This window comes from Prevotella sp. S7 MS 2, from assembly GCF_000762865.1.
Taxonomy (GTDB): domain Bacteria; phylum Bacteroidota; class Bacteroidia; order Bacteroidales; family Bacteroidaceae; genus Prevotella.
Genome location: NZ_JRPT01000001.1, coordinates 71,440 through 87,100, shown reverse-complemented (window position 1 = coordinate 87,100; position 15,661 = coordinate 71,440). Strand labels below are relative to the sequence as shown.

General features: G+C 43.8%; 10 protein-coding genes. 7 read left to right on the top strand and 3 right to left on the bottom strand.

The genetic code is table 11. The features are described 5' to 3' along the window. The first annotated feature begins 25 nt into the window (after positions 1-25). Positions 26-982 carry a D-2-hydroxyacid dehydrogenase gene (locus HMPREF0671_RS00350; RefSeq protein ID WP_036895881.1) on the top strand — a complete coding sequence of 319 codons (957 nt, stop codon included), beginning with the start codon at positions 26-28 and terminating at the stop codon, positions 980-982. A 4-nt stretch (positions 983-986) separates the two neighbouring features. Further along, the gene (locus HMPREF0671_RS00345; RefSeq protein ID WP_036895879.1) at positions 987-1,628 is read left to right on the top strand and encodes a trimeric intracellular cation channel family protein; all 642 of its coding nucleotides are present in this window, start codon (positions 987-989) and stop codon (positions 1,626-1,628) included. Between the two features lie 62 nt (positions 1,629-1,690). Here the strand turns inward: HMPREF0671_RS00345 and HMPREF0671_RS00340 are convergent, their stop codons facing one another. From HMPREF0671_RS00340 to HMPREF0671_RS00330, 3 genes are read right to left on the bottom strand one after another with little or no spacing between them, the layout of a single operon-like run. Then, the gene (locus tag HMPREF0671_RS00340; RefSeq protein ID WP_036895878.1) at positions 1,691-2,992 is read right to left on the bottom strand and encodes an NCS2 family permease; all 1,302 of its coding nucleotides are present in this window, start codon (positions 2,990-2,992) and stop codon (positions 1,691-1,693) included. Between the two features lie 23 nt (positions 2,993-3,015). Further along, positions 3,016-3,792, bottom strand: coding sequence for an NAD(+) diphosphatase (gene nudC / locus HMPREF0671_RS00335; protein ID WP_036895876.1), 777 nt, complete (start codon positions 3,790-3,792; stop codon positions 3,016-3,018). Beyond that, a complete protein-coding gene (locus tag HMPREF0671_RS00330) occupies positions 3,792-5,549 on the bottom strand; it encodes a bifunctional UDP-sugar hydrolase/5'-nucleotidase (protein WP_036895875.1) in 1,758 nt (585 codons plus the stop codon). Before HMPREF0671_RS00330 ends, nudC begins: the two co-directional genes overlap by 1 nt. 98 nt (positions 5,550-5,647) lie before the next feature. Between HMPREF0671_RS00330 and HMPREF0671_RS00325 the strand changes: the two genes are divergently transcribed. From HMPREF0671_RS00325 to HMPREF0671_RS00305, 5 genes are all read left to right on the top strand, one after another. Next, a complete protein-coding gene (locus tag HMPREF0671_RS00325; RefSeq protein ID WP_036895873.1) occupies positions 5,648-6,319 on the top strand; it encodes a DnaJ domain-containing protein in 672 nt (223 codons plus the stop codon). 74 nt (positions 6,320-6,393) lie between these two features. Then, positions 6,394-7,062 (top strand): RluA family pseudouridine synthase, encoded by a 669-nt coding sequence (locus HMPREF0671_RS00320; protein ID WP_036895871.1) that lies wholly within the window; start codon positions 6,394-6,396, stop codon positions 7,060-7,062. Between the two features lie 569 nt (positions 7,063-7,631). After that, positions 7,632-12,257 carry a translocation/assembly module TamB domain-containing protein gene (locus HMPREF0671_RS00315; RefSeq protein WP_036895870.1) on the top strand — a complete coding sequence of 1,542 codons (4,626 nt, stop codon included), beginning with the start codon at positions 7,632-7,634 and terminating at the stop codon, positions 12,255-12,257. Next, positions 12,254-14,620, top strand: a complete 2,367-nt coding sequence (locus HMPREF0671_RS00310) for a BamA/TamA family outer membrane protein (RefSeq protein ID WP_036895869.1) — start codon at positions 12,254-12,256, stop codon at positions 14,618-14,620. Before HMPREF0671_RS00315 ends, HMPREF0671_RS00310 begins: the two co-directional genes overlap by 4 nt. A 99-nt stretch (positions 14,621-14,719) precedes the next feature. Continuing rightward, positions 14,720-15,631, top strand: a complete 912-nt coding sequence (locus tag HMPREF0671_RS00305; protein WP_036895867.1) for a nucleotidyltransferase — start codon at positions 14,720-14,722, stop codon at positions 15,629-15,631. Positions 15,632-15,661: the final 30 nt, after the last annotated feature.

Here is a 15,661-nt window from a genome sequence, read left to right as displayed (position 1 = left end):
ATAAAGGTATAAAGATATTGATAAAATGAAAATCGTTGAATTGGATGCTCATGCTATCAACCCCGGAGATCTGTCTTGGGAAGGGTTGAAATCATTAGGCGAATTTGTGGAATATGAACGTTCTACGGGCAAAGAAGTTGTAGAACGGGCCAAAGATGCTGACGTGGTACTGACCAATAAGGTGTCTATTCGTGAGAAAGAAATGAGCCAATTGCCTAAGTTGAAGTATATTGGTGTGATGGCAACAGGCTATAATACCATAGACTTGGAGGCAGCTCGGAAACGTGGTATTGTCGTGACAAATATTCCGGCATATAGCACTGATAGTGTGGCGCAGATGACTTTTGCCCATATTCTTAATATTATGAATCGGGTAGACCATTATGCAGAGCTTAACAGACAAGGCAAATGGAGCGACAATCCCGACTTTTGTTATTGGGATAGTCCGTTACATGAGATTGCCGGTAAGACGCTTGGTATCATTGGATTAGGCAATATTGGTATGAAAGTAGCAATGATTGCTAAGGAATTCGGAATGGATGTATTTGCTTATACAAGCAAGAATTCGGCTGATTTACCTGATGGCATTCAGAAAACAACGTTTGATGGACTGCTCTCTGTGAGCGATATTCTGACTTTGCATTGTCCACTTACGCCCGAAACAAGGGGGATGATTAATAAGGAAACCATCAAGATGATGAAGCAAGGTGCTATTATTATCAATACCGGGCGTGGTCCGTTGGTTGATGAGCAAGATGTGGCTGACGCGTTGGAAAGTGGTCAATTGGCTGGATATGGGGCTGATGTGATGTACGAGGAACCTCCTCGTAAAGACAATCCATTGCTCCGTCAGCCCAATGCTTTTATAACTCCGCATGTGGCATGGGCCACTTTTGAGGCACGCAAACGCTTGGTTGATATTTGTGTAGAGAATGTGAAAGCTTTTATTGACGGTCATCCTATTCATGTAGTAAACTCATAATAACATGTTCTATCAAGATCCTGAGGTTGTTCGTACGGTTCAACAAGTTCTAGAATTCGTCGGTACTTTCGCGTTTGCTATATCAGGTATCCGCCAGGCGGCGGCTAAACATTTCGATTGGTTTGGCGGTTTTGTGTGTGGATTTGCTGTTGCTATTGGTGGCGGAACGCTGCGCGACGTCATGTTAGGGACCACTCCTTTTTGGATGACATCGTCTATTTATATCGTTTGTACGGTTATTGCGCAGTTGTTTGTGATTGTTTTTGCACGGTCACTTAATAAGTTGGACAATGCGTGGTTGGTTTTTGACACCATAGGTTTGGCTCTGTTTACCATTGCCGGTATGCAGAAAACCTTGCAATTCGGTTATCCTTTCTGGGTTGCCATCATCATGGGATGCATTACCGGAGCCGCTGGTGGAGTGATAAGAGATGTGTTTCTCAATAAAGAACCGCTTATTTTCCAGAAAGATATTTACGCCATGGCTAGTATCTCAGGCGGTTTGGTGTATTGGGGGCTTGTCTCTTTAGAGGTAAATGTGGGTATAGCGTCTATTGTTACGTTCTTGATTATCTGCGTCATTCGCTTCTTGGCCGTTCGATACCATATATCATTGCCTATTTTGAAAGATGAAAATGGAGGTTGATATTTACCAACAATAAAGCCCGACAAGTGTCGGGCTTTATTGTTTTATGCTTGTTTGATTATTTATTCAAATACAAATTTCAGGATAAAGATAATGGATAGAGCTATCAACATGGGGTTGAGCGCCTTGAATTGTCCTGTACATAACTTGATGATGACATAGGCAAGGATACCTAAGCAGATACCATCTGCGATAGAATAGCAAAGTACCATCGTAATCATTGTGATGAAAGCAGGGAATGCTTCGCTCACATCGCTAAGGTTAGTCTTCTTTACACAGTCAATCATCAAGACTCCTACGAGTACCAATGCACCACTGGTAGCTGCGCTGGGAATAACCAAGAATAACGGACTCAAGAACAAACTGAGCAGGAACAGGCATCCTACAATGAACGAGGTGAGTCCACTTCGACCGCCTTCAGCAATTCCTGAAGCGCTCTCAATGTATGTTGTGATAGTGGAACTACCTAGCATTGCACCGCAAGTAGTACCGATAGCGTCGCTCATCATGGCCTCTTTTACATGTGGAATGCTACCGTTCTTTTCTACGATACCGGTTTTTTCTGATAAGCCAACGAGTGTTCCGATGGTATCGAAAACGTTGACAATAAGAAGTGTGAACACCACGATGACCGTGTTGAAGTTCATCAATCCGTCGAAATCAAACTTCCAAAAGACAGGTGATATATCCTGTGGAGTGGAGACGGGAGACCATCCTGACTCCATTTGAGTGACTCCCATGGGGATTCCAATGATGGTTGCTGCCAAGATACCATAGAACAATGAGCCTTTCACATTCCTTGCCATGAGGATTCCACTGCCCAAGATGGCGATGAGCCCTAATATACATTCAGGTGTAAAAGCACCTAGACCAACGAATGTTCCTTCCTTGGCTACGATGATACCGGCATTCTTTAATCCGATAAAAGCGATGAACATACCGATTCCGGCACTGATGGCGTAACGCAGATTCAGCGGGATTGAGTCGAGAATCATTTCTCTGACGTTTAAGAAAGTAATCAAGATAAAGATGATACCTTCTATCAACATGATGGTCAAACTCTGTTGCCAAGTGTATCCCATAGCCTGACATAGGGTGTAGGCAAAGAATGCATTCAGTCCCATACTGGGTGCTTGGGCAAATGGAAGCTTTGCCATGAAAGCCAGCAAGAGCGTGGCTATGGCGGCAGCTATGGCCGTTCCGGTGAATAATGCACCTTTATCCATACCTGTTGTAGCTAGGATAGCGGGGTTAACAGCAAGAATGTAACTCATCGTTAAGAAGGTTGTGGCGCCTGCAATAAGCTCCGTCTTCACCTTCATGGTCTGTGGATTGAATCCAAGTGCTTTTTCAAGAAAACTCATATTGATTATTTATGTTAAAGGATTTATTTGTTGTTAGTTAGCCAGTCGTCCAATATCATGCGGGCAATACTTAGTTTTTCGGGGATGGTAGGTAAGGTCTCTTTAGTGAACCAAGCCCCTTTGCTCAGCTCATCGGTCTGCAATTTGATTTCACCGGACACATAGTCGGCATTAAAACCTACCATCAATCCACTGGGATAGGGCCACGGCTGCGACCCAAAATAGCGCAGATTGGTGATGGTGATGCCAGTTTCTTCCATCACTTCGCGATGAACTGCCTCTTCCAAGGTTTCACCTGTCTCCACAAAACCGGCTACAAGACCGTAGAAATTGGTCTTGAAGTTCTTTGCATGAACCAACAAGACTTCATCATCGCGATGTATCAACACGATAATAGCGGTTGCCAACTGGGGCCAAACTTCCTTTCCACACGATGTACAACGCTTACTGATGTCGGTATGCATGCGCATTGGGGCACCACAAACACCACAGAATTGCGTATTCTTATCCCAATATAACAGCTCATGACATTTACCTGCTTTCAGGTAAAGTTCCATGCTTAGTTCATAATACGATGCGCGTAATCCGCACATTTTGAATCCCGGATAATCTGTTATTGGCGCATCAACGCTGAAAGCCTTGGCCGGTGTACCGTCTTCTAAGGCTGGAATGTTGATTACATGTGTCCATGGTTTGAGGGCAACAGGTGGTTCTTCTTCACATGGGATGGAACAACTACCGTCTTCCCGACACTCTAATAGAATGTCTGATTTACAAAATACAAACCAATAAGTCTTCATTATTTAATGTCTTTCGGATCTTGTGCGCGGCCGAAGAGTAGCATACTGTCGCGTTTAGCAGCTTCACGTGTCCATGCTTCCGGTATAAATTTCCAGTTGTTATTGGGCTTCGGATCCATTACCTTCGTCTTTTCTATTTCCTTCATCAAGTAGTATCGTTGGTCTTTCTCGCTTCTCCAGACGATACGACTCTCCAAGCTATCACGCGGAATACCTGCTCCTCGTGTGAGCAACTCGCCTCCACCGTTTCCCCGATAGCTGTTGATAGCTACCTTATACCATTCATTCTCTTTGAACGGACGGCCGTCGGCCATACTGATAATACGTACCTTTTGTCCGTCGGGTTTAGTCACATCTACCTCATAGATGATTCCTGCAGCGCTGTCAAAGTTGAATGTAAAGTTCTTGAAACCAAGTCGTTGTTGGTCTCCTTTGGTATCGGCCAAAAGTAAAAGATGGTCGTTCGGACTCTTCATCGTGTTCACCCATTGATCGTAACTCATCTCCAAATGCTTACGAATTTCTTCACCTGTGAGCCGCATCACGTAGAGTTGGTTCTCAAACCTATACAGGTTGAACATATCAGATACATGCAACGTGCCGGCTTTGATGCTTGCATCGAAAGCCAAAGGAGCGTTGAAGGCTACATCGGCACCGGTAATCTGCAATTGCAAATTGAGTATTAAGTCGGTAAAAGCAGAGCTGCCGAAATAGCTATCGCGTGTATAAATGGTGTTCTTAAAGCTACCTATTTCACGATTAACAAAGGTATTCACTTTGTCTATATGATCTTTGAAGTAGGCCATGTAAGCCTCGTCAACAGGTTGATTAATCATATCTACCAGTTTTCCTACGACCTTTTTGTCAATCATCTTACCCTTTTTGTTGAGGGTGACGGTAATCTCTGCGTCAGCCACAGTAATAGCGTTGTTAGCTGGATCTAGGCAAACTACCGGTTTACCAGCCACATTTTGTATAGTCTCATTAGAACGTGTGTGGTCGTGACCGAACAATATGAGGTCGAATCCGGGTACCTCTTTGGCTACACGATGTGAAGCGTTCTCCTCGTATTCGTCTGTCTTGATACCGTTATCTTTACCACTATGGAAGAGGCCGATAATGATATCGGGATGCTCGGTATCTTGAACTGTCTTCACCCACTTGCGTGCCGAAACTACCATATCTTCAAAGTAGAGTTCCGACCATAGATTCTTAGAGAGCCAACTGGGGATAGCAGGAGTCAGCATACCGATGATAGCAATCTTCACTCCATCCTTATTTAATATGGTATAAGGCTTTACATACGGTTTTTGAGTCTTGGTATCGATGATGTTACAACCCAACATGGGGCAGTTAATCTCTTTTATCCATTTGTCGTACACAGCATGTCCTGTCTCTACATCGTGGTTTCCTACGGACTCGGCATCATACTTCATGTAGTTGATAATGTCTGCTGCCACGTTCCGTTCTTGCGTAGCTATGTAGTTATAGTAGTAACATGTAGGTTGTCCTTGGAGTATATCGCCATTGTCGAGCAACACTACGTTGTTGCCATAATCTTTGCGTAGCGAGTTCACATAGCTGCTCACTCTAGCCAATGTACCTGCTTTTGGTTTGCGATTGATAAAATCGTAAGGGAAAAAACTTCCGTGTACATCGCTCGTTTCAATCACTCTGATATTGATGGTTTTATTCTTTCCCATGGCGTATGTGGAAAGGCAGAGAGCCATGAGACATGCAATGAAGATTCTTTTCATTTTGCTTTTTCATTTATGTGTGCAAAGATAGCGTTTTTTTATGAATGCGGCATGGTTTTTGCTTACTTCTTATTAAAGAATAAAAGAGTACAGAAATTATGGCATTTATAGATTATTACAAGATTCTAGGCGTCGATAAGAGCATCCCACAAAAGGATGTCAGGGCGGCTTATAGGAAGCGTGCAAAGCTGTTCCATCCCGATTTGCATCCCAATGATCCGAAAGCGAAAGCCAAGTTTCAAGCATTAAACGAGGCTTACGATGTGTTGAGCGACCCTGAGAAACGCCGCAAATACGACCAATATGGTGAGAAGTGGCGCGAGGCCGATATGTTTAATGGTGGCAGAGGTGGTGGAAACTACCAGTGGTCTTCGGCCGGTGGTGGTAATCCTTTCGAGGGATTCGACTTTAATAGCTTTGGTGGAGGCGGTTTCTCCAGTTTTTTTAAAGACCTTTTTGGAAGTGGTCGAACTGCCAATACTGGTCGTTCGGCTCGGCAAAGTTCGGGTAGTGTGAATGCCGAAGTGAACATAGACTTTTATACAGCTTTGCTTGGTGGCGAGGTAATCGTACAGTTGGGTGATGGAACTAAGATTAAGTTGAAGATTAAACCCGAAACACAGAATGGCACAAAGGTGCGATTGCGTGGCAAGGGAATGAATCGGGGAGATGGTACTTTCGGCGACTTGATAGTCACCTACAACGTCACTCTGCCCACGGGATTGACCGAACGACAGAAGCAATTGCTTCGGCAGATGCAACAGGGATAAAAGGATGAGGATGCAGAATTGTTCGCATTCTCATCCTTTTTTGTATCTTTGTATTCGTATAAACAAATAAAACGATGCAAGTAGTTTACGAAGATAATCATCTCATCATCGTCTCTAAACGTAGTGGAGAGATTGTTCAGGGCGATAAGACTGGCGATACACCGCTTAGCGAGACGGTGAAAGCATACATCAAAGAGAAATACCAAAAGCCGGGAAATGTATTTATAGGTGTGATACACAGGCTAGATAGGCCTGTGTGGGGACTCGTTGTCTTTGCCAAAACATCCAAGGCTCTTTCGCGAATGAGTGAGATGTTCCGTACCGGAGAGGTGCATAAGACCTATTGGGCTATTACTCGTAACGTACCTAAACAGCTCGAAGGGACCCTTACACATTGGCTTGTGCGCAACGAAAAGCAGAACAAAAGCTATGCTTACGACCATGAAGTGCCACGTTCGAAGAAAGCTGTTTTAAATTATAAGGTAATAGGTAGGTCAGACAACTATACGTTGATAGAGGTAGAATTGCTCACTGGACGACATCATCAGATACGTTGTCAGCTCGCAGCAATGGGGTGGCCTATCAAAGGCGATTTGAAATATGGGGCTCAGCGTAGCAATCCCGACGGCAGTATCTCACTGCTCTCGCATCAAGTAGCGTTCGTTCATCCTGTGTCTAAAGAGTCATTGTGTGTTGTAGCTCCATTACCCGAAGACCGTTTGTGGAGTGCTATTGCGCCGTGAAAGTAGCCATTTATGCCTTTTAAACTTATCCTTCCTCGTTTCAAAGTTTTGTTTCTTGTCTACTCGTTAACTTGTCTACTACCTGACTGCAAGGCCGTGGCAGTTTTGCTGACTAACCCTTGCAGTATTGCTGCCGAGCCTAGACATGAATGTTGCCAAGCCACTGCAGTAATTTCAGAGTGAGGAGCTAGGGGTGAGAAGTGAAGAGTTTGGAAGATACAAATAGTAATGGTAATGATGTGTTGACAAATTGACGAGTAGACAAGTAAATAAATATTAGGGAAAAGATGTGAATGGGTGAAAGATACTGGTAGTTGTAGTAGAGATGGGAGGTCGCCCGTCTCTACTGTAATTAATGTAGGCTTTGGAGCTCAGAGATGGTAAGTTGGAATCGGTAGATCAGTATCGAGAACCTTAAATAATGCAGTTATAGGCTTATCCCACCTATTATAATATAGGCCTTTTTGAAAATTATAGCTGAAGGCATTCGCCATTCTATTAAAAAATAGCTAACTTTGCATGTAGCTAAGAATGGGCTGTCTGCTGCCCGAAAACAGTATTAGATTTCTATGAAAAAGAAGCTGAAGTGGGTCGCTGTCGTTATTCTGACGCCGATACTCTTGTTTGTCGTGCTCGCATTGTTGCTCTATTTCCCTCCCTTTCAGAATTGGGCGGTAGCTAGAGTGGCTGCCTATGCTTCTGAAAAAACCGGTATGGAAATCTCTGTAGAGCATGTGAATCTGGAGTTTCCGCTTGATTTGGGAGTCGAAGGCATCAAGGTGATTCAGCAGAATGATTCTCTTCCACAGCAAAAAGATACGGTGGCAGACATCCGTAAGGTTGTAGCCGATATTCAACTTTGGCCTTTACTCAAGCAACAAGTGCAGATAGACGAACTCGCATTCATCCAATTAAAAGTGAATACGACCAACTTTATTCACGAGGCAAGGGTGAAAGGTACGATCGGAGAACTCAATCTGAAAGCTCATGGTATAGATTTGAAGGCCGATTCTGTGAAGATTGACGATGCCAATCTGAAAGATGCACGAGTGAATATTGAGTTGAGTGATACTGTTCCACCGGACACTTCACAGCAGAAAAGCTACTGGAAGATATCAGTGAATAGGCTTAATGTGGAGCGTACAGACGTGACTGTACACATGCCGGGCGACACCTTGCAAGTGCAAGCTTATATGGGTAAGGCTGTGGCTGAAGGGGGGTATTTTGATTTATACAAAGAGTTGTATCAGGTAAGGAAACTTGATTGGACAGCAGGACGGCTGAAATATGATAACAATTTTGAAATATTTGCTAAAGGATTAGATTATAATCATCTATCAATCAGTAATATATCGCTGGGTCTAGATTCCTTGGATTATTGCAATCCGAAGCTTGTTATGAACTTACGTGAGTGCCAGTTCGACGAGAAAAGTGGCTTGCAAGTGCAGCAAATAGCTGGGCGTGTGCTGATGGATTCGACGAAGTTGTATCTCTCAAAGGTTACATTTAAGACGTCGGAATCATCGCTTCATGGTGATTTGGATATGGACTTGAATACTTTTGCCGATCCCTCCCCCGGGAAATTCAATGCTACCGTACATGGAAGATTCGGCAAACAAGACCTTATGATATTCATGAACGACATGCCGCCAGCATTCCGTAGGGCGTGGCCCAGCTATCCTTTATCTGTCGATGGAGTGGTGCGAGGTAATATGAAACGTATTGTTTTGGCGGGTCTGAACGTAAAATTACCTTCTGCCTTCGATGTCCGAGCTACCGGATATATACAGAATCCCACTGATGCCAAGCATATGAAAGCTAGCTTGGACTTGAAAGCTGCGAGCTATCGGATGGACTTCCTGACCGCATTATTGGACAGGGAACTGATGAAAACGGTTCGAGTACCGAGTGGAATCACGTTTAATGGGCATGTAGAAGTGAATGGACAGAGCTATGCATCAACTTTTGTGGCCGGTCAAGGAGGCGGTAGATTGAGCGGAACTGCTCGTTTCGACGCGTCAAGAATGTCTTATACGGCTCGTCTCACGGCTTCGCAGCTACCACTTCAGAACTTTGTTCCCAACATGGATTTACATCCTTTTACCGGATTTGTAGATGTTTCGGGTGTCGGGACAGACATGCTTTCGCCCCGAACACATCTTGTGGCCAAGGCACGTATACAGAAATTCAGATACGGGAAGTACAATCTAGACAACACGACGGCTGATGCTACGGTGAATCGTGGGCTTGCTCGTGCCGATATTGTGAGTAAAAACGACTTGTTGAAAGGTAATATACATCTGGATGCAAAATTGAATAGCAAGCATGTGGATGCTAAAGTGATGTGCAATCTAGATAAAGCCGACTTCTATCATCTACGCATTGCCGAGACGCCTTTGACTGCTTCAATGCGTGCCAATGTAGCTTTGCAGACCGATATGAAGCACTTTTATATGGTCAAAGGTACCATGCAAGATGTTGTCATAGACGATGGGAAGCAGATATATCGACCCGGTGGCTTGGATATAGATATGTTGACGCGCCGTGATACAACTCATGCTGTGCTCAATTGCGGTGATTTCCACTTGAAGATGAATGGTCGTGGAGGTTATGAGCGATTGATGGCGCAGGCTAACAGTTTCATGAAAGAAGTGCAATTGCAACTCAAGAACAAGCGGATAGACCAAGTGAAGTTGTGGCAAAGATTGCCCGATGCCAACTTGTATTTGGTGAGTGGCAAGGATAACTTCTTTGTACATATGCTCAATCGTTATGGTTATCAGTTCGCAAGTGCTGATATTAATGTGGTGTCTTCGCATGTAATAGGGCTTAATGGTCGCTTGCAAATCGACTCATTGGTAGCTGATAGTATGCTATTAGATACTGTTCGGTTTAATATTTATTCTACGAATAATGCCTTTACATATTATGCTCAGGTGCGCAACAATGCTAGAAATCCACAGTATGTATTTAATGCGCTCTTCGATGGAGGGCTACATGAACGGGGTGCCAACCTCAAAGTAAGGCTCTATGATGCCAAAGATAATCTTGGAGTAGGGGTCGGTTTGACTGCTTCTATGGAGTCGAATGGCATTCAATTGCATTTGGATGACCAGCCAGTATTGGGCTATAAGACTTTCTCGGTGAACGATAGTAACTTCGTATTCTTGGGTGATAACCGACGCGTAAGGGCTGATTTGAAGTTACGTTCGGCTGATGGAATGGGCGTACAGGTTTATTCTGATGACGAAAACGAGGAAGCATTGCAGGACATAACGTTCAGTTTGAATCAGTTTGATTTAAAGAAAGTACTCTCGGTAGTGCCTTATACGCCTGATTTAGCGGGTATCTTGAATGGCGATTATCACCTGATACAGACCAAAGATGAGTTGTCGGTATCATCTAATATGACCATAGATAATATGGTATATGAAAAGAGTCCGATGGGCAATGTGGGTGCTGAGTTCGTCTATATGCCTAAGGCTGATGGTAGTCATTATGTAGATGGCATTCTCATGCACAATGGTTCGGAGGTGGCAACGGTCAAAGGTACATATCTATCTAAGGGAGATGGCTATCTAGATGCAACGCTTGGATTCGATAAATTGCCCTTGTTGATGGTGAATGGATTTATCCCTCAGCAGTTGTTTGGGTTCAAAGGATATGCCGAAGGAAGCCTAGATGTCAAGGGAAGTTTGAGCAAACCGAATGTCAATGGAGAACTGTATGTGGATTCTGCTTACTTGGTTAGCCAGCCGTATGGAGTGGAAATGCGATTCGATAATGACCCTGTGACCATCACAAACAGTCGATTACTTTTCGAAAACTTCATGATGTATTCGCATAACGATAGTCCGTTAATAATGTCAGGGTATCTGGATTTCGCCGATTTAGACAACATGTTGATGGATGTAAGAATGCGTGCGGACAACTTCTTATTGATAGATGCTAAGGAAAACTTGCGTTCCGAGACTTTTGGTAAAGCCTATGTAGACTTCTTCGGAAGAATGAATGGACGTGTTGAGAACCTACAGTTGAGAGGCAAATTGAATGTTCTTGGCTCTACGGATATGACTTATATACTCCGTGATTCAGAGCTTTCTACCGACACACAACTAGATGAACTCGTGAAGTTTACAGACCTTCAAGACTCTATACAAGAAGTTGTTGAACGGCCAAAGCCCGAAGGTTTCAATATGGCATTGGGCATTAGTATCGATGAGGGAGCCCATGTCGTGTGTGCATTAAACGCAGATAAGACCAATTATATAGACCTAATGGGGGGTGGCGACCTACAAATGACGTATAATGCAGTAGACTTTGTCGGGCTGAAAGGGCGTTATACGCTTAACAGCGGTGAGATGAAATACTCGTTACCGGTTATTCCTTTGAAGACGTTTAACATTCAAGATGGGAGTTATCTAAGCTTTACGGGCGATCCAATGAACCCGAATCTTCATATTACGGCGACCGAAACCGTGAAAGCAACGGTCAATGAATCGGGCAGCAATGGGCGAGTTGTGGACTTTACATGTGGTGTGAAGTTGAGTAAAACACTCAATAAACCGGGCGTAGAGTTTATTATTGATGCCCCCAATGATATGACAATAGCTAATGAATTGAACACGATGTCGACCGAAGGTAGGGGTAAAGTGGCCATTACCATGCTTGCTTCGGGTATGTATTTGGTCGATGGAAACACCAATGCGTTCTCTATGAACAGTGCATTGAGTTCATTCTTACAGGGTGAAATCAGCAAGATTACCGGCACAGCCATGCGTTCTATGGGTCTTGATATAGGCATGAGTGTCGACAATGCCACTACTTCGAGTGGTGCAATGCATACTGATTATAACTTCCGTTTTGCTAAACGACTGTGGAATAATCGTTTGAAAATCATCGTAGGAGGTAAAGTTTCCACTGGTTCGGAGTTGGAACAAACTCGTAGCAATACTTTCTTTGACAACGTGGAAATGCAATATCGACTTGACCAAAAGTCGAGTAAGTACCTCCGTTTGTTCTATAACAACAGCACCTACGACTGGTTGGAAGGATTAATCGGGGAATATGGGGTCGGTTTTAAGTGGCGTCGGAAACTTGATCACTTCAAAGATATATTCCGATTCAATACTCCTAAGGGGAATGAACTGCCTGCATTGCCTGCCGATTCAGTAAAAATGAAGAAGAAAAAATGAAAAGGAATGCCAATAAGATAGTCGTGCAAGTGTTGTTAGGAGCCATTGTTCTGTTAGCAACACAGTTGACTTCATGTTCTTCAACAAGCGCTATCCCCGATGGTGAACAACTTTATACGGGGTTAGAGAAGATACAATACACCAATTACGAAAAGAATTTGCATGCTGAAACCACTCAGTTGGAAATGGAATCGGCACTTGCTGCCATTCCCAATGGATCGCTTTTTGGCAGCAGTTATTACCGTACGCCTTTCCCAATACGCCTTTGGATATGGAATGCCTTTTCTCAATCGGAGTCTACTTTAGGCAAATGGATGACGAAAACATTTGGCACTCAGCCTAAACTAATGAGCCAAGTGAATCCTGATTTGCGCTCTTCGGTGGCCGAATCTCAGCTCAAGAAGTTCGGTTATTTCAATGGAAAGGTGACTTATAACATCAAAACCGGACATAATCCAAAGAAAGCCAAGCTCTCTTATACGGTCGATATGGGACATTTGTGGACAGTAGATACACTGCAATACACAAACTTTCCGATGACAACAGATAGTCTTATACGTGCTAGTAGAGCCGATGCGCTCATCAAGAGGGGGTATCCGTTCAGTGTATCTACACTGGATGGCGAGCGTCAGCGCATTGCCCGATTGCTCCGTAACAATGGTTTCTATTACCAACAAGCAGGTTATAGCTCTTATTTGGCAGATACTTTGAATGCTAAAGGCAAGGTTGCACTCAAGCTACAGATGGCAGATAGTTTGGATACCGATGTACTTACGAAATGGTATATAGGCAAGGTGACATATAATCTGAGACGTTCTTTCCTTGATACATTATACAATTCGACTACCCGAAGAGCTATAACCATTAACTATAACGGTCGTAAATCGCCCATACGAACAGGTGTTTTGCTACGTGGTCTGCGTCTTCGTCCACGTAAGTTGTACTGTTTGGCCGATGAAGAAGAGACAACCAAGTATCTACAAGGCACAGGATTGTTTGCCAATAGCGATTTGGTTTTCACTAAAAGAAGCGAAGATACGGAGACGGATACCCTCGATTTGTCTGTCAATTGTGTGATGGAAAAGAGGTATGACTTCTATGTTGGAGCCAATGCAAAAGGTAAGACTACGGGGCGGATGGGGCCTGAACTCGTACTAGGTTTTACCAAGTTGAACACTTTCCGTGGCGGTGAAAAGCTCGATATTAACGTTCATGGTTCTTACGAATGGCAGACAGCCCATCGCTCTGAAGGTGCTGCTGCGCAGATAAACTCTTATTATTATGGTGCAGACGTGGCTTTGGTACTTCCTCGATTGTTGACACCTAGGAATCTGTTTGGATTCCGTCGAGATTATACCAAGCTGCTTGACCGCAATCGTCGACATTATTATTTCATGCCGACAACAACTCTTAAAGCTTCATCAGATGTGCTTAACAGAGCCGGATACTACAAAAGACATGTGGTATCCGGCGAACTTACGTATGATTTTTGGACCAGTGCACAGTCTCATCACAGCTTTAGTCCCTTGATACTTTCTTATGAATACATGACGAGTACGACACATGCGTTTGACAGCCTGTTAAATACAAATGCCTATTTGCAGGTTTCTATGCGCGACCAATTCGTACCAAAGATGAGCTATACTTATCAGTATACCAGCCCATCTACTTATCGTAATCCTATCACTTGGTCGGCTACAGTGAGCGAGGCCGGCAATCTAATCTCGTTGGGATATATGGTTGCGGGTAAGAAATGGGACGATAAGAATAAGAAGATGTTTAAGAATCCTTTCGCACAATTCTTTAAGCTGGAGGGCGACTTTGTGAAGTTGTGGCATTTGTCAGAGTCTTCTTATATCGTGGGACATGCTTCTGCCGGTGCAATATGGAGCTACGGAAATGCTACGAAAGCCCCTTATTACGAGCAATTCTACATAGGTGGTGCCAATAGTGTGCGTGCGTTTACGGTCAGGAGCATCGGACCGGGACGTTACAAACCTACGTCTTCCAAGTATTCTTACATAGAACAGACGGGCGATTTGAAACTTTTGTTCAACACGGAATACCGTACGAAACTCTTCGGAAGCCTTCATGGTGCTGTATTCTTGGATGCCGGCAATGTCTGGACACTGAAAAAAGATGAGGCACGTCCCCAATCCCGGTTCAAGTTGAATCGCTTTTACCGCGATATGGCGGTGGGAACAGGTGTTGGTTTGCGTTATGATATGGGCATGTTTGTCATTCGTGTGGACTGGGGAATAGGTCTCCACGTGCCTTATGATACCGGAAAAAGCGGGTTCTACAATGTCTCCAGCTTCAAGGATGCACAGAGTATACATCTTGCTGTGGGCTATCCGTTCTAGCAAAATAACCTTTGTGGAAATGTTCGGATTCTCATTATAATTGTTTACTTTTGCATAAAAGAAAATCTATATATACCAAAATACATAAAAATCAATAGTATGAAACCAACTTTGTTGCTTCTTGCTGCCGGAATGGGCAGTCGTTATGGTGGACTGAAACAGTTAGACGGATTAGGTCCTAATGGTGAGACTATCATGGATTATTCTATCTATGATGCCATGAAAGCCGGTTTTGGAAAAATTGTTTTCGTGATTCGTAAGGACTTTGAACAGGATTTCCGCGAGAAAATATTGTCTAAATACGAAGGTCATATACCTGCCGAACTGTGCTATCAAGCACTAGATAGTCTGCCCGAAGGGTTCAGTGTACCCGAAGGAAGAGAAAAACCATGGGGTACAAACCATGCTGTGATGATGGCTAAGGGAATCATTAACGAACCTTTCTGTGTTATCAATTGCGACGATTTCTACAATCGTGACTCTTTTATGGTTATCGGTAAGTTCTTGGCCGACCTGCCTGAGGGAGCTAAGAATCAGTATTCTATGGTAGGTTTCCGTGTAGGTAACACGTTGAGCGATAATGGTACGGTGGCTCGTGGAGTCTGTGCCAAGAGCGAGGAAGGCAATCTGACTACTGTAGTAGAGCGTACTGAGATTATGCGTGTGGATGGTAAGGTGTCTTATAAAGATGAAAATGGTGAATGGGTAGCCATTGAAGACAACACACCTGTGTCTATGAACATGTGGGGATTCACTCCCGACTACTTCGAACATAGCGATGCTTACTTCAAAGAGTTCCTTAGCGACCCCAAGAACATGGAAAACTTGAAGGCTGAGTTCTTCATTCCATTGATGGTCAATAAGCTCGTGAACGAAGGTACTGCTACCGTTAAGGTACTTGATACTACAAGTAAATGGTTCGGTGTAACCTATGCTGCTGACCGTCAAGCTAGTGTAGATCGCATTCAGAGCCTTGTTTCTGAAGGCGTATACCCTAATAAATTGTTCTAAATGAGATACTCCTTGGCTCGTGATAGTATC

Bases quoted from the DNA above. Each gene is read 5' to 3' on its own strand.
- HMPREF0671_RS00325 (WP_036895873.1), top strand. From the start codon at position 5,648: ATGGCATTTATAGATTATTACAAGATTCTAGGCGTCGATAAGAGCATC.
- HMPREF0671_RS00310 (WP_036895869.1), top strand. From the start codon at position 12,254: ATGAAAAGGAATGCCAATAAGATAGTCGTGCAAGTGTTGTTAGGAGCC.
- HMPREF0671_RS00320 (WP_036895871.1), top strand. From the start codon at position 6,394: ATGCAAGTAGTTTACGAAGATAATCATCTCATCATCGTCTCTAAACGT.
- HMPREF0671_RS00305 (WP_036895867.1), top strand. From the start codon at position 14,720: ATGAAACCAACTTTGTTGCTTCTTGCTGCCGGAATGGGCAGTCGTTAT.
- nudC (WP_036895876.1), bottom strand. From the start codon at position 3,792: ATGAAGACTTATTGGTTTGTATTTTGTAAATCAGACATTCTATTAGAG.
- HMPREF0671_RS00330 (WP_036895875.1), bottom strand. From the start codon at position 5,549: ATGAAAAGAATCTTCATTGCATGTCTCATGGCTCTCTGCCTTTCCACA.
- HMPREF0671_RS00345 (WP_036895879.1), top strand. From the start codon at position 987: ATGTTCTATCAAGATCCTGAGGTTGTTCGTACGGTTCAACAAGTTCTA.
- HMPREF0671_RS00350 (WP_036895881.1), top strand. From the start codon at position 26: ATGAAAATCGTTGAATTGGATGCTCATGCTATCAACCCCGGAGATCTG.
- HMPREF0671_RS00315 (WP_036895870.1), top strand. From the start codon at position 7,632: ATGAAAAAGAAGCTGAAGTGGGTCGCTGTCGTTATTCTGACGCCGATA.
- HMPREF0671_RS00340 (WP_036895878.1), bottom strand. From the start codon at position 2,992: ATGAGTTTTCTTGAAAAAGCACTTGGATTCAATCCACAGACCATGAAG.